Genomic DNA, 20,788 nt, shown 5'->3' with positions numbered 1-20,788 from the left:
ATGCAGAAAACAAAGGCGTAGGGTGCCCGTTAGAGGTACCTGAAGTTAGATGTTATTTAAAGGGGAGTGGGGAAGAATGGAAGTAACAGATGTGAGACTAAGAAAGGTAGAAACTGATGGCAGAATGAGGGCTATCGCGTCGATTACCTTGGATGGAGAATTTGTCGTACATGATATCCGCGTCATTGAAGGAAACGAGGGGTTATTTGTTGCGATGCCAAGCAAGAGGACCCCTGAAGGAGATTTCCGTGACATTGCACATCCCATCAACACAAGTGCAAGAATGAAAGTCCAAGACGCGGTGCTGTCCGCCTATCATATGGTTGAAGAAAAGGGTATATTGGAAGAAGCCGGCGCGTAAGTTTTTAACCTCATAAGTGTAAAAGCGGCAGAACTGGATTTAACCAAATCTTGTTCTGCATTTTTTTTTGAGGGAGCAGAAGTGTCATTTACTGCCCTGAAAAAAGAAAACAATAATATTAAAAGAATAAACCCGGCTTGTCAAGGGGATTTGGTTGAAATAAATAGTGTTTTCAGCTATAGTCAATAATGAAATTATGGATGGGGGCCAACCACATGACGAATACATATGCCATCGTCCTTGCTGCAGGACAAGGAACGCGGATGAAATCGGATTTATATAAAGTATTGCATCCAGTTTGCGGAAAACCGATGGTCGAACACGTTGTCGACCATATCATCGGGATTGGGGCCGACAAGATTGTTACGATTGTAGGCCACGGCGCAGAAAAGGTTGAAGAAACGCTTGGCGGGAAAAGCGAGTATGCCCTTCAGGCGGAACAGCTTGGAACAGCCCACGCGGTTCAGCAGGCGGAAAAACAATTAGGGGATTTGGATGGAGTCACTATTGTCGTTTGCGGCGATACTCCGCTCATCAAATCGGAAACGATGCAAGCTTTAATAGCACATCACTCCGAAACAGATGCCAAAGCAACAATCCTAACCGCCAATGCCGATGATCCAACTGGCTATGGACGCATTATTCGCGATGCGGATGGAAACGTTCTTCGCAATGTCGAGCATAAGGATGCGACGGACGAAGAACGATCCGTAACTGAAATCAATACAGGCACTTACTGTTTTGATAATCGTTCATTGTTTAACGCATTGAAAAAAGTAAAGAATGAGAATGCACAGGGAGAATACTATCTACCGGATGTCATTGGTATTTTAAGGGCGGAGAATGCGCGTATTTCTGCATATGTAACTGATGATTTCAGCGAAACGATCGGTGTCAATGACAGAGTCGTTCTATCAGAGGCTGAAAAGGTGATGCGTCAACGGATTGCCGAACGTCACATGCGTGAAGGCGTTACAATTATCGACCCTAACAGCACTTATATTAGTGCAAATACAACTATCGGTAGGGACACAGTTCTTCAACCTAACACAATCATCGAAGGACAGACAGTCATCGGTGAAAAATGCATTATCGGACCGAATAGCCATATTGTCAATAGTACAATCGGCAATCAAACAACCGTGCATTCGTCAGTCATACGGGACAGCATCGTTGGTTCCAGTACGGCAGTAGGCCCGTTCGCACATATCCGTCCGGATTCCAATCTCAGCGACAATGTAAAAATCGGCAATTTTGTCGAAGTTAAAAAGTCAAGTCTTGGAGAAGGAAGTAAGGTGTCCCACCTCAGCTATATCGGAGATGCTGAAGTCGGTACACATGTTAATATCGGTTGCGGAACAATCACGGTGAATTATGACGGTAAGAATAAAAACACCACAACAATCGAAGATGGTGCTTTTGTCGGTTGCAACTCCAACTTAATTGCACCGGTTAAAATTGGAAAAGGCGCTTATGTAGCCGCTGGATCCACCATCACGAAAGATGTCCCAGAAAGTTCACTTGCAATTGGACGCGCGCGCCAGGAGAATAAAGAAGGATACGCAACAAAATTAAATCTTAATTAATCAGGGGGGCCATCATGGCTAATCATTATCCTAATAAAAAGTTGAAAATATTTTCTCTTAATTCCAATGAATCACTTGCTCAAGAAGTGGCAGACGAAATCGGACTTCCACTAGGTAAGTGCTCTGTCAAACGTTTCAGCGATGGAGAAGTTCAAATAAACATTGAAGAAAGTATCCGTGGCTGTGATGTTTTTGTCATCCAGTCCACCTCCTATCCAGTCAATGATAACCTAATGGAGCTTCTAATCATGATTGACGCTTTGATGCGCGCATCAGCACGTACAATCAACGTTGTCATGCCTTATTATGGATACGCGCGACAAGACCGCAAAGCGCGCTCACGTGAACCGATCACTGCAAAACTCATAGCGAACTTGCTTGAAAAAGCGGGAGCTGATCGTGTCATTGCAATTGACTTGCATGCTCCACAAATCCAAGGCTTCTTTGATATTCCAATCGACCACTTAGTGGCTGAACCGATTCTTACGGAATATTTCAAAAGCAAAGGTTTGGAAGGGAACGACCTTGTCATCGTATCTCCGGATCATGGTGGAGTCACACGTGCAAGAAAAATGGCGGACCGCATGAAAGCACCAATTGCTATCATTGATAAACGCCGTCCACGTCCAAACGTTGCAGAAGTGATGAGTATTGTTGGGAACGTCGATGGGAAGACTGCTATCCTTATCGACGACATCATAGATACAGCCGGAACGATAACAATCGCAGCGAACGCGATTATCGAAAATGGTGCTAAGGAAGTTTACGCTTGCTGCACGCATCCGGTGCTGTCCGGTCCTGCCATCGAAAGAATTGACAATTCTCAAATCAAGGAATTGGTCATTACGAACTCAATCGAATTACCGGAAAGCAAAAAATCTCCGAAAATCAAACAATTGTCGATTGCCAAGCTTTTGGGCGAAGCAGTCATTCGTGTATTCGAAGAGAAATCTGTAAGCACATTGTTTGATTAAGCAAGTCAGTAAGTTTCATGTCGTCTGATTTTGGGTATTTCAAGAGTTAGAATAACTTTTTTTCAGGAAAGGTGACTACGCAAATGAGTACAGCAATTCAGTCGAAACCAAGAGAAACGAAAACAAGATCTGCTTTATCAGCATTAAGAAACGAAGGGTATATCCCATCGGTAGTTTATGGATATAAAACCGAGTCGACTCCGATTGCCGTAAGAGAGCGTGATCTAATGAGCACTCTACGTGAGTCGGGACGAAACGGTGTCATCAAGCTTGAGGTGGATGGCAAACAATTGAATGTCGTACTTAACGATTACCAGGAGGATGCGCTTAAAGGTGAAATTCGCCATGCGGACTTCCTGGCTATCAATATGACAGAAGAGCTTGAAATTGACGTAACGGTGAATCTTGTTGGCGAATCCGTTGGTCAAAAAGAAGGCGGCGTTCTACAACAGCCGAACCACGAAGTGAAAATCAAGGTAAAACCATCAGATATACCTGAAGCATTCGATATCGATATTACAGAGTTGCAAATCGGTGAATCGATTACAGTTGGGGATATCCGTGCTAAGTCGAAATTTGAAATTGTGAACGATGATGATTTCGCACTTGTTGTCATCTCTTCTCCACGTACGGAAGAAGAAATAGAAGGTGACAATCTTCCGGATGCAGAATCTCAACCGGAACTCGTTGGTGAAAACCAAGGGGATAACAAAGAAGATTAATACAAAATGCAACTTATTGGAGCGCACGTTTTCATTCCGTGCGCCCTTTTTATAATTCTTTACTAAAAGGAAGATGCGTCATATGAAAATGATAATCGGTCTTGGGAATCCGGGAAAACAGTATGAAAAAACAAGGCATAATGTAGGGTTCGAGGCTATTGATGAATTAGCAGAGCGGTTGAATGCACCGGCCATGCAGTCGAAGTTCAATGGTGCCTATACAATTGTCCATCGTCCCGAGGGAAAAGTGATGCTTGTCAAACCATTAACATACATGAACCTATCCGGTGAATGTGTAGGTCCGTTAATGGATTATTACGATGTCGATTTGGAAGATATTGTTGTCCTTTATGACGATCTCGACCTTGCCCCTGGTAAATTGAGATTGCGTCAAAAAGGAAGTGCCGGCGGTCATAATGGCATGAAGTCGCTCATTGCCCATCTCGGTTCAGATACATTCAATCGAATCCGCATAGGAATCGGACGTCCGTTAGGCGGCATGAAGGTCTCCGACTACGTTCTGTCCACATTCAGCAAAGATGAACAGCCACTAATTGAGGAAATGGTTCAAAAAAGCGCATCGGCTTGTATTGCATGGCTTGATAGTCCATTTCTCGAAGTAATGAATAACTATAACGGTGCTTAAGGAATAATCATCCCTTCATCTGCCTATACTTTGATAAAAAGGGGCCGATGAAAATGGATATTCGCTATTCATGTAGACATTGCAATACGGAGGTCGGAAGTATTCCATTCGCTTCCGCCGAGGAAGTAGTCCAGCAGTTGAAAAACGCGGAGGACAGCCAACACTTCTTGGAATACGATAAAGACGGATCAATGACAGTTCGATGCATTTGCGAGGAATGTGAAAAGTCGTTACGTACATTTCCGGATTACCTCGCATTAAAGAAATGGTTACAATAGAAAATCCCGCTTTGGCGTTAAGGCGCGCAAAGCTTTTTTCACTTCAATCTATATACTGCAAAGCGAGGAAAAGAATCATTGGATGCGCTCATAGATTTATTTTTAGAAGATAAAGAGATTACTAAGGTAATCGACGAGTTGAAATCAGGCAAAGACCGTCAATTGCTGTCGGGCTTATCTAACGGTGCAAAGGCCGTCTTTTTTAAGGCTGCACATCTTTCTACGGCCCGTCCAATCCTTATTGTCACCCCAAACATGCTGCAAGCACAGCGTACATATGAGGACCTCGTGAAGACACTTGGAGATTCACTTGTCCATTTATACCCGGCAGAGGAATTGGTCGCTGCCGATTTTTCCGTGTCCAGTTTTGACCTTCGTGCAAGCAGAATAGATACTCTCGATCATATGGCACGAATCGGAAAAGGGATTTATATTACACCTGTTGCCGGGATGAAAAAACTGCTTCCACAAAAGGATCGTTGGTTAGAGAATTCATTGTCAACCCGATTGGATGACACGATTGATATAGAGAAATGGATCCAAAAGCTTGTCGAGATGGGCTACAACAGACAGGATATGGTAACGGCACCAGGAGATTTCGCACTACGCGGCGGAATATTGGATATCTATCCTTTGAATATGGAGAACCCGGTTCGAATTGAATTATTCGATACTGACGTTGACTCAATTCGTATGTTTTCAGCTGATGACCAACGCTCGACTGACAAACTGGATATAGTGACAATCTTACCAGCTTCAGAATTCGTTTGGAGTTCTGATGAATTAACACAACTAGCAGAAAATCTAGAAACTGCCTTACGTTCGAGTTTAAAGCGGTTGAAAAATGACGATGTGAAGGAATCACTCACATTGAATATTTCACGTGATATCGACTTATTGAAAGATGGTATCGTACCAGAGGGAATGATGAAGTATGTTTCCTTAACTGAACAAGCTTCTGCCTTTTTAGGCGATTATTTTCCGGAAGATGGTCTTGTTCTCTTTGATGAAATTGGACGGATCCTTGAGGTGTCTGCGGCGCTTGAAAGCGAAGAGAAAGAATGGTATTTATCCCTTCTTGAAGAAGGAAAGATTGTCCACGATGCAAGAATCTCTTTTTCATTCGACGAAATGCATAAAATACTCGACCAGAAAAAATCTTATCTATCCTTATTCGTCCGAACGGTACCTAACATCACCCTGAAAAAGACTGTCTCCTTCTCTTGTAAGCCGATGCAGGAGTTCCATGGACAAATGAATTTATTGAAAAATGAAATGGAACGTTGGCAACAAGGGAAATTCAATGTGTTCATCGTTGTAGATGGTGAAGAGCGTATGAAAAAAGTTCAAACGATCCTGAGAGACTATGAGATGTCGGCAACTTTGAATGGAAAGCCTTCCAAAAGTGGAACCGTCTCGATTATAGACGGTGATTTATCTGCTGGGTTTGAAATGCCGTTCCAGCGTCTCACAGTTATTACCGATGCCGAGCTGTTCAAGGGTAAACCAAAGCGGAAAGCTCGTCCGCAGAAGATGACGAATGCAGAGCGCATAAAAAGCTATTCGGAGATCAAACCTGGTGATTATATCGTTCACGTCCATCACGGGATCGGGAAATACTATGGTGTCGTGACACTTGAAGTGGGCGGCGTCCATAAAGACTATCTCGATATCCGCTATCGTGCGGAGGATAAGCTGTTCGTTCCAGCTGATCAAATCGACTTGATCCAGAAATACGTTGCTTCAGGTGAAAAGGAACCGAAACTCCATAAGCTTGGTGGAGCGGAATGGAAGAAGACGAAGAGCAAAGTATCTTCCGCAGTGAAAGATATCGCGGACGACCTCATCAAGCTCTATGCGAAACGCGAGGCGGAAAAAGGGTTTGCATTCTCGGAGGATGATGATTTGCAGCGGTCCTTTGAAAACTCGTTCCCTTATGACGAGACGGAGGACCAGCTTCGTTCCATCGAAGAAATAAAGCGCGATATGGAAAGAGAACGACCGATGGACCGCCTGCTTTGCGGGGATGTTGGGTACGGAAAGACGGAAGTGGCAATACGAGCTGCCTTCAAAGCCGTTGGAGACGGCAAGCAAGTAGCGTTCCTTGTTCCGACAACTATCCTGGCGCAGCAGCATTTTGAGACGATGAAAGAGCGTTTCTCAGGCTTCCCTGTAGAAGTTGCACTCTTGAATCGATTCAGGACGAAGAAAGAGCAGGCGGAAACATTGAAAGGCTTGAAAGCAGGCACGGTTGATATTGTTGTAGGAACCCATCGTCTCCTTTCAAAAGACGTTGTCTACAAAGACCTTGGACTGTTGATCGTCGATGAAGAGCAGCGATTCGGCGTAACGCATAAAGAGAAACTGAAGCAGCTGAAAACGAATGTGGACGTGCTTACATTGACGGCTACTCCGATTCCAAGGACATTGCATATGTCGATGTTAGGCGTGCGCGACCTTTCCGTCATCGAGACGCCTCCAGCGAACCGTTTCCCGGTGCAGACATATGTCATGGAGCATAATTTCGCGCTCGTCCGCGAAGCGATCGAGCGGGAGATGGGTCGAGGTGGTCAAGTATTCTACTTATATAACCGTGTTGAGGACATTACTCGCAAGGTTGATGAAATCAGACAGCTTGTTCCGGAGGCGCGGGTTGCTTTCGCACACGGACAAATGGGCGAGTCAGCGCTTGAATCCGTCATATTGAGTTTCCTTGAAGGTGAATATGACGTACTTGTCACAACGACCATTATCGAGACAGGCATTGACATACCGAATGTCAATACGCTCATCATCCACGACGCGGACCGGATGGGACTATCACAGCTTTACCAGTTGCGAGGGCGTGTCGGACGTTCGAACAGGGTTGCGTACGCTTATTTCCTTTACCAGCGAGATAAAGTTCTGACGGAAGTGGCGGAAAGCCGTCTGCAGGCAATAAAAGAATTCACCGAACTTGGATCTGGTTTCAAGATTGCGATGCGTGACTTGTCGATCCGCGGGGCAGGGAATTTGCTTGGCTCCCAGCAGCATGGCTTCATCGACTCTGTCGGGTTCGATCTTTATTCGCAAATGCTTCAAGAAGCAATTGAAGAGAAGCAGACAGGCATCGTGAAATCTGAAATTCCTGATGTTGAGATTTCACTTCCAATTAACGCGTATTTACCGGATACGTATATTCGCGACGGATTCCAGAAAATCCAGATGTATAAGCGGGTCAAGGCAATCGAAAGCAAGGCGGATTATTCCGAGCTTGTCGATGAAATGACAGATCGCTTCGGCGATTTGCCACTGGAAGCTGATTTATTACTTCGCGTGGGTAGAATAAAAGCTTGGGGACGCATGGCGGGTGTAGAATCGATAAAAAAACAACGTTCCATCATTGAAATACGTTTAACGCAGGAAGGAACAGCCAAGACTGATGGTGCAAAAATGGTAACGGATTCCATGGAGTTTGGCCGTGCTGTCGGATTTACGATGGAAGAAGGGCGCCTGATTGTTACGGTGGATGAACGGCATACCGGCAAAATGACCGAATTTGATGTATTGGAAGAGATGATGCGCATCTTACAATCATCCATAAAGGAAACAATATCTGCGGATTCCGAGTAAAGGTACTTTTGCATAAAATGACCAAACATGATGCATACTATATCCGAACGGAAGACGGTTTTAATTTTTGGAAAGTGAGGCATCATGCATGAAAGCAACAGGAATCGTGCGCAGAATTGATGATTTAGGCAGGGTGGTCATTCCAAAAGAAATCAGAAGGACCCTCCGCATCCGTGAAGGAGATCCGCTTGAAATCTTTACCGATCGGGATGGCGAAGTGATTTTAAAGAAGTACTCCCCAATTTCCGAGCTCGGTCAATTCGCGAAAGAGTACGCAGAAACGCTATACGAAACACTCGGAACACCTGCCATGATCAGTGACAGAGACGAAATGATTGCCGTATCCGGATTGTCGAAAAAAGATTATTTGAACCGCCAATTATCACCGGACGCGGAAGAAGTCTTAGCCGGCCGCACCCTCATTATCGAAAAGCTTGAAAAGACGGTGGAATGGGTACCTGGCCAAACCGAGCAAGTGAAATCCTACTGCATTGCCCCAATCGTAGCGGGCGGTGATACAATTGGTGCGGTCTATTTGCTATCGAAAGTTCACTTCCTTGGCGAAGCAGAACAAAAAGCAGCAGAAACCGCCGCACACTTTTTGGCGAAACAAATGGAACAATGAAAAACAGCCTGCATGTACCGGGAAGGACCGGTGTGTGTGGGCTGTTTTTGTTTGTCGGAAATAGTTCCGAGTAAATAATTTTGAAAAAATTCTGGAAAGGCAAACCCCTGTAGTTTGAGAATCGTTTACTATATAGGGAAAGGGGTTGAAGTTGTGACAGGCACGAATGAATTAAAAGAATTGATGTTTCAATACACGGAGTATTTAATACGACTCGCTTATTATTACGTGAAAGATCTCCAAGCGGCAGAAGATATCGTACAGGAAGTATTTATAAAGTTTTACGACAGTCAAAGCAATTATGAAGAACGAGGAGAGGTAAAAGCTTTCTTAACAAAAATGACGGCTAATAAAAGCAAAGATTATTTGAAAAGCTGGTCTTATAGAAAGGTAAAGTTGCAAAACAAGTTATTCCAAACAGAACCTGTAATAAAATCAGATGAGTTAGTTAGAAAAGATGAAGAAACAATTATAGGAGAAGCAATCCTTCAATTGCCATTGAAACAACGAGAGGTCCTCATATACTTCTATTTTCACGAAATGACGATCGTTGCGATTGCAAGTCTTTTAACCATTCCGGAAAATACAGTAAAAACTCGCTTGCGACGAGGTAGGGAACTGTTAAGAAATCAGCTGATAGGAATTGAATGGGAGGTGCTGTTAAATGGATAAATTCATTCCTACTGAAGTGAAGGATTTAACAGAAAGTAAAAAAAGGGTTATGCGAAACGTTTTGAATGAAGTCCAAAACAAATCAAAAAAACCAAAACATAATTGGAGATATGCAGTAATTGCCGCTTTAGTAACAATGAGCGCAATACTCTTTGTTTTAAACGAAGTATTGACTGAAAATGAACCGTCTGTAGCCGAACAACCGTCTCCGACGGAACTACACATAGATTTATCAAAACCTGCATTCTCCGAAGAACAAGGGGTATTTTATCTTGATGGCGTAACGTTAGGTGATTCAGAGTCAAAAGTAATCGAAGTCTTTGGTGAGAATTTTACAATCGTGCAAGAGGATGGCAGTGAGGCAGACGTTGTACTGGATTATGATGGCCAGGCGAAGTTTTCATTCATTGAGGATAAATTAATTTCAATTTTATTCATGAATGTAGATGAAGATTATTTTGATGAATTATTTAAAGGCTATGATGGGTTTAAGTTTATAGATTTCCACATTTACGATGATCATTTTTTCTATTCCAATGGGACCAATCAAATCGTAAAGGCATCACCGCAGCCTATTGACGAAAGTCTTTCCTTGAAACTATCCTATGCAGAACCGCACTGGGAAAAAAAAGTAGCAGAAAATCTATATAAGACGCAACAGAATATTAAAAATCAACACATTTCGCCAACTAATACGGATATAGATTATGCTAAACCCACATTTACTGAAGAGGAAGGTTACCTGTATTTTCATGGAGTAACGTTAGGCGACTCACCGTCAAAAGTAATTGACCGATTGGGTGATAATTATATTATTGGGCAGGCTGATGGAAGTGGATCTGATTTCCTCCTAAATTATGATAGGCTAGCGAGTTTCCATTTTTATAATGATAAATTAGACTCGATTGTTTTAATAAAAGTGGATAAAGAGTACTTTGACGAATTATTTAATCATTATGAAGGATTTAAATTTATTTCTTCAGGGCGTGGTGAAGATGATAACGATCGTATTATCTACTCGGAGGAGACGTATCAAGTATTGAAAGCAACAACACAAACTCCTAACAATGACCTTTATTTGTATATAGGTTATCCTGGTCCTGAATTATGGGATAACCCAGAAATGAAAGGTATTCCGGACCCTTGGCAACCATAAACGCAAAGAAAAAAACAGCCTGCACGTACCGGAAAATCGGTGAGTGCAGGCTGTTTTATGTTCGATTTAGCGGGCAATACGGGCATTTTTCCGTATTTGGCAGTTCCTTTAACAGGCAGCAAGTTGTCCGTTTGTAATTTGTCATCGCTTCAAGCGGTTCTTCATTCTGCAAGTACTGCTTAAAGGGTGAGCGCCTCATATGCGGCTTCCATGTTTCATCTTCCAACAGGAAATCAAGGTCACTTTGTGCTGAGGGGCACTCTTCAGTGAGAAGCATGGAATACATCCAAATGACATAACCCCATACATTTTCCCAAAGGATCAGTTTGGAAACATGCGCGCGTTTACTTATAGATTCGACAACGGGATGTCCGTATTGTGCAAGTATGTGCTGGATTGCTTCGTGCCGGTCATGGACATCCTCGAAAGAGTCAGCCTGAATGGAAAACCGGATCGTCCCGTTCTCGATGAATAATGAGACGTCCTCCAATTTGCCGGTATAGAGCAAATTGAACTTGCTGAGCATATGGAAGAGCCCAGTTAAGAAGAAACCGTGCCTTCTCATGTAGACAGATGCTGCTACTGCGTCGGTCGAGGCGCCGGTCAACGTTTGAATTTCCGAAAACAATTCGGTGATAGCCGTTTCCGACAAAATCGCTTGGGCGTCCGTGAATGCTTCAGGCTGTCTGTTCAGAAAGACGCCAAATCGTTCTAACGATGTACTGTGCTCGTCATTCATCTTAGGCACCTGTATTGCTCCTTACTTCCTGCACGATGCAGCGTCCACGGCCGTATGGAACGCAATGCGGCGTCCCGAAAAGGGGATCTGTGGACACTTGGCATTCCATGTTGAATACCGCGCGGACGAGATCGCATGTAATAATGTCCTCCGGCTTTCCTTGCGCGTATACCCCGCCGTCTTTAATGGCGACAATATTATGTGCATAGCGTGATGCCAAATTCAAATCATGAAGAACCATGACAATTGTGCGGCCTTTTTGTTCATTCAACTCAAACAAAAGGTCCAAAATTTCGATTTGGTGGGTCATGTCGAGATATGTCGTCGGCTCATCCAACAGAATGACGTCCGTATCCTGGGCAAGCGTCATCGCAATCCACGCACGCTGGCGCTGACCGCCCGATAATGTATCAATCGCCTGGTCACGCAGGTCACTTATTTTGGTCGCTTCCATCGCTGCCTCTACCTTTTTCGTATCTTCCTCCGTCCAACGGGAAAGCCATGATTGGTGAGGGTAACGCCCTTGTTTAACAAGATCGTGAACCGTCAATCCTTCAGGAGAGACCGGCCCTTGGGGAAGGATGCCCATCTTTTTAGCGACATTTCGAGAAGACATTGAATGAATATCTTTCCCTTCAAGCAGGACAGATCCGTCTGAAGGCTTCAAGAGCCGGGCAATCGAGCGAAGTAATGTGGATTTTCCACAGCCGTTGCTCCCGACAAAAACGGTGATTTCCCCTTTAGGTATGGACAGATTCAAATTCTCGAAAAGTAAGTGGTCTTGATAGCCGATGGAAAGGTTTTTCGTATTTATCGTAGGGTGCATGTATAATGCCTCCGTTTCAATTCGTAATCCAAAAGAAAGCCGACCTGTATTAGTAAATAGCATACCATATTCTTGGGCAATTGAGAATGATAATCATTAATCTATAATAACACTTTACAAGTAGGGTATTGAGGGTTTACACTTTTAATTGATAATCATTATCAGCGGGAGGAAGAAAATGAATAAATATGTGAAAACGATTCTATTGGTTGCACTAAGTGCGATTTTATTAGTCGGATGTTCATCAAAAAAGACCGAAGATAAAGGTTCTGTTAACGAAAAGGCTGAAAGCAGTGTAACCATTACAGGATCAAATGGAGAAGTAACACTTGATCAACCAGCCAAAAAAGTTGTTGTCCTTGAATGGACATATGCGGAGGACTTGCTGGCACTTGGAATACAACCGGCAGGAATGGCCGATATCCAGGAATACCATAATTGGGTTAACATTGAGGCCGAATTAAGTGACAATGTTGTTGATGTCGGCGGTCGCCAAGAGCCTAATTTGGAGGCAATTGCAGCACTTGAACCTGATTTAATCATCGGAGTAAGTTTCCGTCACGATGCGATGTTAAAGGACTTGGAGAAAATTGCTCCAACGGTTATCTTCAACCCGTATCCTGAGGATGAATCAATCGATTTGTATCAAGAGATGACGACTACTTTCCAGGAAATTGCAAAGGCAGTAGATAAAACCTCTGAGGCAGATAAAGTATTGGCGCATTTAGACGCTAAGTATGACGAAGCAAAGGCTGAAATTGATAAAGCCAATTTGAAAACAAAAGATGTCATCTTGACTCTTGCTTATTCAGGTCCACAAGCTCCGGAAATTCGTGTTTTCACGCCGAATTCGATGGCCTCTCAAATAATTGAGAAAATCGGCTTGAAAAACATCCATGTACCTGATCAGTTTGAAGTTTTTGGGTCAAGTACGTTCAACGTTGAAGGGTTAACAAAATATGAAGATGCGAATTATTTATTTACCGTTCAGGCAAACGACAATGTATATGAAAAGCAATTGAAGGATAATGCAGTTTGGAAAAACTTGAACTTCGTCAAGGAAGATCGACTATTTGACCTAGGTGGGGACACTTGGTTATATGGAGGCCCACTTTCAGCAGAAACTTTGCTAAATCGAATTGTCGATACAATGGTTAATAAATAATGGCGGGAAGCGCTTCGGGGAAAAGATCGTTGTTCGTTTGGATCAGCGGTCTTTTCCTGTTAATCGTTTTATCCTTCATCCATCTTACGCAGGGGCAGGCGGATTATACGGTTTCCCAATTAGTGAAAGAGGTTTGGGTGGAAGGGCGTATTCAGGATATTGTGCTGTCCCTACGGCTTCCGAGGCTTGCTATCGGTATTTTAGCTGGTGGTGCGCTTGCAGTCGCGGGCGCTGTTTTGCAGACGTTGACAAATAATCCGTTGGCATCGGCAAGTACACTTGGAATTAATGCAGGGGCGTATTTTTTTGTAGTTGCCTCGATGATCTTTTTTCCATCGGTCCTTGGTGATTTCCCATTTCTTGTTGCATTGGCAGGTGCAGTGCTTTCTTCTGTACTCGTTGTCACGTTGGCAGGAAAACAGATGGAACCCGTCCGTGTCGCGTTAACGGGAATGATCATCTCACTATTATTCTCTTCAATGACAGGGTCTTTACAGCTGTTATTTGAAAATCAAACGAATGGTCTCTTCTTATGGGGTTCAGGTACACTTGTACAATTGAACTGGAACGGAGTATCATTTGCCGGTCCCATGATCATTGGACTATTCATTGTCACATTGGGATTGGCAAAACCGATGGATATTCTATCCTTAGGTGAGGATGTTGCCTCCTCCCTCGGACAAAATGTGCGAGTCGTAAAATTATCAGCATGGGCTGCTGCCATCCTCCTCGCAGCAACGACGGTAAGTGTCGTCGGTCCCATCGGATTTATCGGATTGATGGCCCCACATATTGTTCGCATGCTTGGGATAAGGGGGCATCTACATATTTTCCTTCAATCATTCCTTTGGGGAAGTGTGATGCTCATCGGAGCAGATGTGCTTGGCAGGTTGATCCAACCTGGTCAAGAAGTGCCAGTCGGCGCGATGACTGCATTGGTTGGTGGACCTTGGCTGCTCTATCTGGCTTGGAAGACGGCGAAGTCGCATACGAAAGGCGACCGCCAAATGGGCGGTACGTTGAAGCCGGTCAAACTATCTGTCGTCATTTCAATCGTTTCGATTTTGATTGTCGTTGTCTTTGCATTGGCGTTTTCCTATAACGGAATGGCCTGGTCGCTTGATTGGTTGAAACCAGTCGTCTGGAATTTCCGTGTACCACGTGTGTTAACGGCTTTTATTGTAGGTGTAATGCTTGCACTTGCTGGTGTTTTATTGCAAGGGGTTTTACGGAATCCATTGGCGGATGCCAGCGTTTTAGGTGTAACATCGATGGGTGGGGCTGGAGCTATGCTGCTTTTGGTTATGTTCCCGGCAATCCCTGTTCAATTTATGCCGTTTGGAGCGGTTGCAGGAGCTGCAATTGCGCTCTGTATCATTTTATTGACGTCGTGGAAAAATAATTTTCAACCGATGCTCGTCGCTTTGATGGGCATTGCGATATCTGCGTTTGGATCCGCTGCAACCCAAGTGTTTGTCGTGAAGGCAAAATTAGCGGTTGCCGCAGCACTCGTCTGGTTGTCCGGGAGTACGTACGGAAAGGGTTGGGAAGATGTGCAGCTGACGTTTCTATTTCTCGTTCTGCTCATCGGCCCGGCAATCTATTTAACACGTAGCTTGGATGCGCTGACATTCGGAGATGATGTAGCGGCAGGGCTTGGACTTTCAGTAAAATCGACACGTGTTTGGGCATTGGTTATCGGAGTGGCAATTAGTACTGCAGGAGTCGCGATAGTTGGGACAGTCGGTTTCGTTGGACTTGTTGCACCGCATATTGCCCGGAGATTAGTTGGATTCCGCCACTTACCGTTGTTGATAGTATCGGGATTATTAGGCGGTTTGCTTCTTGTTTCTGCGGACTTCATTGGCCGTATTGTGATTGCGCCGAAAGACATTCCAAGTGGACTCGTCGTTGCGTTGATCGGAACGCCGTATTTGCTGTATTTATTGAGGAAAATGAAATGAACTTGCCACACGCTCATTTGGAGTGTGTGGCTTATTGAGGTAATGAGAAGATTTTACCGATAATGTTATACTATAAACACAGTAAACATCGAAAGAGGCGCGGTTATGTCTTCAGTGGATTGGAATATGAAAACGTTCATGAAAGGTGCATCGATTTTGACGATATCGGCAATTGTCGTCAAATTGTTAGCAGCGGTTTACCGCATTCCGTTTCAGAACCTTGTGGGTGACAAAGGGTTTTATATTTACCAGCAGGTATATCCTTTCATTGGGATTTTTATAGTTTGGACTTCATATGGATTTGCGGTGGCGGTTTCAAAGCTGTTAGCGGGGAGTCGGAGCAAGGGAGAGTCGAAAGCGGTCATGCGGATTGCGCTTATTTATTTGACCGGCTTGTCTTTGTCGTTTTTCATACTATTAATGGTGTTTGCACCGTTTTTTGCGAATGCGATGGGGGATCCACAACTTGTTTCTCTGCTTCGGGCAGGAGCATATATTGTGCTTGTCATGCCGATGCTTGCGGTATTGAAGGGTTCATTCCAATCGAATGGGCGGATGACGCCGGTCGCTGTGTCGAATGTCGGTGAGCAGGCATTGCGGGTGGCGATCATCCTTGTCGGAACGTGGGTGGCGGTTCGTGCTGGCGCATCCCTTTACACGGCTGGCGAAGTGGCGATGTGGGGCGCGGTTATCGGACAGGCGTTAGGAGTTGTCATTCTTGCCCTGTTTTACAGAAATGCCTATAAAGGGCCGCTTGAGCAGGTGGATACTTGGGGAATCGTGAAGGAATTGACGTTTGTCAGTTTAAGTGTCAGTGCAAGCTCGCTCATTTTGCTGCTGTTCCAGATGGCGGATTCGTTTACCGTATACAATATATTGCTTGCGGAAGGAATGGTCGCGGATGCAGCTATGGAAATGAAGGGTGTCTATGATCGCGGGCAGCCGCTTGTGCAAATGGGAATTTTGATCGCTTCCACTTTGGCACTTGCGATTGTCCCTTTGATATCGCATCATGCGGCGAAAAAAAGTGGGCGAGGGGCAGAGCCGTTCATCCAACTGACGTTCCGGACGGCATTTTTATTCGGATGGGCGGCAGCGGTCGGGCTTGCGCTCGTTCTGCCGTATGTAAATGAAATGTTGTTTGAGACTCGGGACGGTTCTGTAGCGTTGATCATTTTTTCTATCCAAATTTTTTGGCTGTCGCTTATTTTACCGTTGACTGCGATTTTACAAGGGGCAGGGAAAGTGAAAGTACCGACGTTATTGCTTTTAGGCGGGCTTCTTGTGAAAGTGGTTGCGAATCAGCTGCTCGTTCCGTATTTTGAGGTTATTGGAGCAGCAGTTGCCGGAAATATCGGTTTTGCGATGATTACAATCGGTCTTCTGCTTTATTTCAAAAGCGTCTGGCCAGTGCGACTTGCACCTGTCCGTTTTTACGGGTGGCTGTTGATGGCGACAGCGGCAATGGTTGCGGTTATTTTTTCATGGATGCTTGTTGCAGATTATTTCTTATTCGACAATCTATCATCACGGATAGGTGCGACGTTGACGGCTTTGACAGCAGTCGTGTTAGGGGCGGTCGTTTTCCTGATTGTCGTAATGAAATCGCGTATAATGGCGGAAAAGGAATGGTATTTGCTACCTTTCGGAAGAAGATTGGCAAGTGTACAATTATGGTTAATTAAAAATAGAAGGTGACTGGATGAATACAATTACGATTATCGGCCTTGGTGCCGGTGACCTCAATCAATTATCTATAGGTACATACCGAAAGCTGAAGGCAGCGGAATACGTCATCGCAAGGACGGATCAGCACCCAGCGGTAACGGAATTGCGTGCGGAAGGCATGAGAATTGAGAGCTTTGACTCGGTTTATGTAGAAAATGATGAGTTTGAGCGAGTTTATGAGGAAATCACGGCGAAATTGATCGCGCAAGCTGAAGAACGGGCGATTACGTATGTTGTGCCGGGGCATCCGCTTGTAGCGGAGCGAACAGTGCAATTATTGATTGAAAAAGAACGGGAAGGTCTTGTACAGCTTGAAATTGTCGGGGGTAACAGCTTTTTGGATCCGATTTTCGCGGCATTGCGAATCGATCCGATTGATGGGTTCCAATTGTTGGACGGTACGGATATGACTCGTGATGATGTGCAGATGACGCAACATGTGCTCATTGGACAAGTGTATGATGCGTTCGTTGCTTCTGAAGTGAAGCTGTCGCTCATGGAAAAGTATGCGTTCGACCATCCGGTGACAATTGTGACGGCGGCAGGTTCTTCATTGGAGAAGCTCCGGACAGTTCCACTGTTTGAATTGGATCGGGAAACGGAAATCGATAATTTGACGACCATTTACGTGCCTCCGGTTGTGGAACGGGAGGGCCGTCTAAAGGAATGGACGACATTCAGGGAGATCATTGCGGCTTTGCGTGCCCCAGATGGCTGTCCGTGGGACCGCGAGCAGACGCATGAATCGCTGAAACGGTATTTGATCGAGGAAGCGCATGAACTGTTTGAGGCGATTGACCAAGAAGACGATGAAGGAATCATTGAGGAATTGGGAGATGTGTTGTTGCAAGTGTTCCTACATGCGCAAATCGGAGAAGATGATGGCTATTTTATAATGGAAGATATTTTGCAGTCGATCGGCGAGAAAATGATTCGCCGCCATCCGCATGTATTCGGTGATCGGGATGTGGAGAATTCGGACGAGGTTTTGAAGAATTGGCAGGAAATCAAGAAAGCGGAGAAGCCTCAAGTTGAATCGCTGTTGGATGGGCAGGCACGTCATAGCTCATCATTGCTCACTTCATTTAACTATCAAAAGGAAGCGGCAAAAGTCGGATTTGATTGGCCGGATATCGCGGGTGCTTTCGATAAATTCGAGGAAGAATGGCAGGAATTCAAGGCCGAAGTGGAGAATGGTACGAAAGAGAGCCAAACGGATGAGTTGGGCGATGTTCTGTTTACAATCGTCAATTTGTCAAGGTTCTTGAAGCTGTCTCCAGAGGAAGCGATGGCGCATGCGAATGAGAAATTCAAACGTCGCTTTTCGTTCGTCGAGCAAAGCGTGCGGGAAGGTCGAGGCGAATTCTCCGCTTATACGTTAGATGAACTGGAAGGATTTTGGCAACAGGCGAAAGAGGGGGAAACGAAATGAGACTGGATAAATTTTTGAAAGTGTCGAGGTTGATTAAGAGAAGGACGCTTGCGAAGCAAGTGGCGGACCAGGGCCGGATCACGGTCAACGGAAAAGTGTCGAAGGCTTCGTCGGTTGTGAAACCGGGCGATGAACTTGCTATCCGATTCGGACAAAAGATCGTGACGACAAAAGTCGAGATGCTGAAGGAGTCGACGAAAAAGGAAGACGCGGCTATGATGTATACGATTGTAAAGGAAGAGAAGCTTGAAAAGGTGGAACCTGAGTTTATTGATGATGAGGATTGAGTGAATAAGGCAGTCGGGGTGCGTAAGAGCATTCCGGCTGTTTTTTGATTTAATGAAATGCTTGTTTAATCACGCGAGGGCCCACTCTTTGTCGTTCAAGGTCCATTCCTCGTCATCACGTAAGTACATCAAAATAGTTTGTCCACATTCCAACATGACAGTGATTTTTCCTGTCATGTTTTTTTATTTGCACGCATAGGATGGCAGTGAACGTACAAGCAAAGGAGGAATAGTATGCAAATCCAGACGGATAGTCCAACATACGCAATTCCATCGGGGGATCACGTCGTCACGATGAGAAACAGAAAACGAATGGATCTTACATCTGTAAAAACGATCGACAGGTTTGACCAAGAGGAGTTTATCGTCCGGACATCTCAAGGCATCTTAGTAATTCGTGGGGAGGAGCTGCGCATCGTCCACTTGGATGTCGACAAAGGGCTTCTTACTTTGGAAGGGACGATTGGCACGATGCAATATGACGAAGAAGAATCAGGTTCACGTAGTTTCCTCCATAAATTATTTGGATGAGTCTTTCCGTACAGTTTCTTAGTCTTCTTGCAATGATTGGGACGGGCATCGGTGCCGGGGCGTTCATGGATTTGATTGGCACTGGTATCGATGCGACCGGCAAACGATCGATTATAAGGAAGTATGCTGTTTTCCTTGAGGTGATTGGTTGGATTGTAGTTGGCTGTGCATCATTCTACATTCTTTTTTTAGTAAGGGACGGCGCTTGGAGAATGTATGATCCAGTTGCCCAGATTTGTGGGCTGCTGTTGTATGCATCAATATTCCACCGTCCTTTCAGATTTTTCGGCAGGCTCTTGAATATGTTGATTTTGAAACCAATTGTTTTTGTCGTTGTTTTGATCTTTAAAGTCGTCCGTCAAATTTTCAGATTGGTTTTCAGGGTACTGATGTTCCTTTTGAAGCCTTTTTTCTATCTTTATAATAGAATCTATGATTCTCTCTTTAAAAACAGTGAGAAATGATGTATAATCTATTAACTTATCGAATTTCGAACTGTAATGAGGGAGAGTGCAGACATGGAGCAAAGGAAAAGGAAACCATCCGCAACCGTTGCATCGATTGAAACTGAATATGTCCGCTCGTTGCGTAAAAAGGAAATTTGGAGAAACAAGCAAAAGAAGCGGCTCCAGAGAAAACTGTTTATCTATGCGGTAATTGCTTTTGCGGTGTTTGGTGGTTTAACGAATATGTATATTCAGCAAAAGCAGACGTTGCAGGATAAAGAGTTAGAGAAGAAGGAAATGCTTGCACAGTTGGAACAGGTCAATGAAGAACACGATCTTCTTAAAAAACAGCTTGTCAAACTGGATGATGAAGACTACATTGCAAAGTTAGCAAGGAAAGAGTACTTTTTATCTGATAAAAATGAAATCATCTTTTCAGTACCTGAAAAAAAGAAGAAAAATGATGAAAAAGATGACGGAAAAGAGTAGTCTTATTGACACTCTTTTTTTGTTGGCTATAATGAAAGTAAGGATCTTGCATATGCAAGACTCGTCATATGGTAAAAAGGCTCCTAAAATAGGGGTCGTTTAAATATTAAGGAGGAGCATTTTTTTTATGTCAATTGAAGTAGGCAGCAAGTTACAAGGGAAAGTTACAGGGATCACAAACTTCGGTGCGTTCGTTGAACTACCGAACGGTTCAACTGGTCTCGTCCATATCAGTGAAGTGGCGGACAATTATGTTAAGGATATTAACGACCACCTAAAAGTAGGCGACATGGTTGAAGTAAAAGTGATGAATGTCGGCACAGACGGTAAAATCGGGTTATCGATCAGAAAAGCGAAACCTGAATCTGAGCGCCCACAACGCCCTCAACGCCCTCGTCACAGCGGTGGCCGTTCAAGCAATAACGAACGTCCTGAGAATTTTGAGCAAAAAATGGCGAAATTCATGAAAGACAGTGAAGAACGCCTTTCAACTTTGAAAAGAGCAACAGAATCTAAACGCGGTGGCCGTGGCGCAAGAAGAGGGTAACT

Annotated in this window: 21 protein-coding genes; 19 read left to right on the top strand and 2 right to left on the bottom strand. The window is 44.4% G+C overall.

Translation table 11 applies throughout. The features are described 5' to 3' along the window. Positions 1-76: 76 nt before the first annotated feature. The 10 genes from spoVG to P5G49_RS15445 all read left to right on the top strand — a co-directional run bounded on the left by spoVG (position 77) and on the right by P5G49_RS15445 (position 10,632). Positions 77-361 (top strand): septation regulator SpoVG, encoded by a 285-nt coding sequence (gene spoVG, locus P5G49_RS15490; RefSeq protein ID WP_301245249.1) that lies wholly within the window; start codon positions 77-79, stop codon positions 359-361. Positions 362-576: 215 nt separating this feature from the next. After that, on the top strand, positions 577-1,947 hold the full coding sequence (glmU, locus tag P5G49_RS15485; protein WP_301245247.1) for a bifunctional UDP-N-acetylglucosamine diphosphorylase/glucosamine-1-phosphate N-acetyltransferase GlmU: 1,371 nt from the start codon (positions 577-579) through the stop codon (positions 1,945-1,947). A 14-nt stretch (positions 1,948-1,961) separates the two neighbouring features. Further along, a complete protein-coding gene (locus P5G49_RS15480) occupies positions 1,962-2,921 on the top strand; it encodes a ribose-phosphate diphosphokinase (RefSeq protein ID WP_301245245.1) in 960 nt (319 codons plus the stop codon). 83 nt (positions 2,922-3,004) lie between these two features. Beyond that, the gene (locus P5G49_RS15475; RefSeq protein ID WP_301245243.1) at positions 3,005-3,643 is read left to right on the top strand and encodes a 50S ribosomal protein L25/general stress protein Ctc; all 639 of its coding nucleotides are present in this window, start codon (positions 3,005-3,007) and stop codon (positions 3,641-3,643) included. Positions 3,644-3,725: 82 nt separating this feature from the next. After that, positions 3,726-4,289 (top strand): aminoacyl-tRNA hydrolase, encoded by a 564-nt coding sequence (pth, locus tag P5G49_RS15470; protein WP_301245241.1) that lies wholly within the window; start codon positions 3,726-3,728, stop codon positions 4,287-4,289. A 53-nt stretch (positions 4,290-4,342) separates the two neighbouring features. Continuing rightward, a complete protein-coding gene (locus P5G49_RS15465; RefSeq protein WP_301245240.1) occupies positions 4,343-4,567 on the top strand; it encodes an anti-sigma-F factor Fin in 225 nt (74 codons plus the stop codon). A 78-nt stretch (positions 4,568-4,645) separates the two neighbouring features. Beyond that, positions 4,646-8,179 (top strand): transcription-repair coupling factor, encoded by a 3,534-nt coding sequence (gene mfd / locus P5G49_RS15460; protein WP_301245238.1) that lies wholly within the window; start codon positions 4,646-4,648, stop codon positions 8,177-8,179. An 88-nt stretch (positions 8,180-8,267) separates the two neighbouring features. After that, on the top strand, positions 8,268-8,804 hold the full coding sequence (gene spoVT / locus P5G49_RS15455; RefSeq protein WP_301245236.1) for a stage V sporulation protein T: 537 nt from the start codon (positions 8,268-8,270) through the stop codon (positions 8,802-8,804). Positions 8,805-8,957: 153 nt separating this feature from the next. Continuing rightward, positions 8,958-9,476 carry a sigma-70 family RNA polymerase sigma factor gene (locus tag P5G49_RS15450; RefSeq protein WP_301245235.1) on the top strand — a complete coding sequence of 173 codons (519 nt, stop codon included), beginning with the start codon at positions 8,958-8,960 and terminating at the stop codon, positions 9,474-9,476. Further along, complete coding sequence (locus tag P5G49_RS15445; RefSeq protein WP_301245234.1) at positions 9,469-10,632, top strand: hypothetical protein; 1,164 nt, start codon at positions 9,469-9,471, stop codon at positions 10,630-10,632. Before P5G49_RS15450 ends, P5G49_RS15445 begins: the two co-directional genes overlap by 8 nt. 55 nt (positions 10,633-10,687) lie before the next feature. Here P5G49_RS15445 and P5G49_RS15440 read toward each other — a convergent pair whose 3' ends face one another. Together P5G49_RS15440 and P5G49_RS15435 are read right to left on the bottom strand one after the other, a co-directional pair. Then, complete coding sequence (locus P5G49_RS15440) at positions 10,688-11,371, bottom strand: IucA/IucC family C-terminal-domain containing protein (protein ID WP_301245296.1); 684 nt, start codon at positions 11,369-11,371, stop codon at positions 10,688-10,690. A 1-nt stretch (position 11,372) separates the two neighbouring features. Further along, complete coding sequence (locus P5G49_RS15435; RefSeq protein ID WP_301245233.1) at positions 11,373-12,197, bottom strand: ABC transporter ATP-binding protein; 825 nt, start codon at positions 12,195-12,197, stop codon at positions 11,373-11,375. 178 nt (positions 12,198-12,375) lie between these two features. Between P5G49_RS15435 and P5G49_RS15430 the strand changes: the two genes are divergently transcribed. From P5G49_RS15430 to P5G49_RS15390, 9 genes are all read left to right on the top strand, one after another. Beyond that, entirely contained in the window at positions 12,376-13,362 is a 987-nt protein-coding gene (locus P5G49_RS15430) for an ABC transporter substrate-binding protein (RefSeq protein WP_301245231.1), read from the top strand. 29 nt (positions 13,363-13,391) lie between these two features. After that, on the top strand, positions 13,392-15,326 hold the full coding sequence (locus tag P5G49_RS15425; RefSeq protein ID WP_301245230.1) for an iron ABC transporter permease: 1,935 nt from the start codon (positions 13,392-13,394) through the stop codon (positions 15,324-15,326). A gap of 105 nt (positions 15,327-15,431) precedes the next feature. Further along, positions 15,432-17,024, top strand: a complete 1,593-nt coding sequence (locus P5G49_RS15420; protein WP_301245229.1) for a putative polysaccharide biosynthesis protein — start codon at positions 15,432-15,434, stop codon at positions 17,022-17,024. Positions 17,025-17,028: 4 nt separating this feature from the next. Further along, positions 17,029-18,486 carry a bifunctional methyltransferase/pyrophosphohydrolase YabN gene (yabN, locus tag P5G49_RS15415; protein WP_301245227.1) on the top strand — a complete coding sequence of 486 codons (1,458 nt, stop codon included), beginning with the start codon at positions 17,029-17,031 and terminating at the stop codon, positions 18,484-18,486. Beyond that, positions 18,483-18,773 carry an RNA-binding S4 domain-containing protein gene (locus P5G49_RS15410; protein WP_301245225.1) on the top strand — a complete coding sequence of 97 codons (291 nt, stop codon included), beginning with the start codon at positions 18,483-18,485 and terminating at the stop codon, positions 18,771-18,773. The genes yabN and P5G49_RS15410 overlap by 4 nt, the downstream gene beginning before the upstream one ends. Before the next feature lie 234 nt (positions 18,774-19,007). After that, positions 19,008-19,304: a sporulation protein YabP gene (gene yabP / locus P5G49_RS15405; protein WP_301245223.1), complete on the top strand. Its 297-nt coding sequence runs from the start codon at positions 19,008-19,010 to the stop codon at positions 19,302-19,304. Then, the gene (gene yabQ, locus P5G49_RS15400; protein WP_301245221.1) at positions 19,301-19,768 is read left to right on the top strand and encodes a spore cortex biosynthesis protein YabQ; all 468 of its coding nucleotides are present in this window, start codon (positions 19,301-19,303) and stop codon (positions 19,766-19,768) included. The genes yabP and yabQ overlap by 4 nt, the downstream gene beginning before the upstream one ends. 54 nt (positions 19,769-19,822) lie before the next feature. Next, on the top strand, positions 19,823-20,239 hold the full coding sequence (locus tag P5G49_RS15395) for an FtsB family cell division protein (RefSeq protein WP_301245220.1): 417 nt from the start codon (positions 19,823-19,825) through the stop codon (positions 20,237-20,239). A gap of 127 nt (positions 20,240-20,366) precedes the next feature. Beyond that, a complete protein-coding gene (locus P5G49_RS15390; protein ID WP_301245219.1) occupies positions 20,367-20,786 on the top strand; it encodes a S1 domain-containing RNA-binding protein in 420 nt (139 codons plus the stop codon). Positions 20,787-20,788: the final 2 nt, after the last annotated feature.

The organism is Sporosarcina highlanderae, assembly GCF_030433715.1.
In the GTDB taxonomy this organism is placed as follows: domain Bacteria; phylum Bacillota; class Bacilli; order Bacillales_A; family Planococcaceae; genus Sporosarcina; species Sporosarcina highlanderae.
Note: the sequence above shows the minus strand (reverse complement) of the source record. Positions and strands in the feature narration are given on the sequence as shown.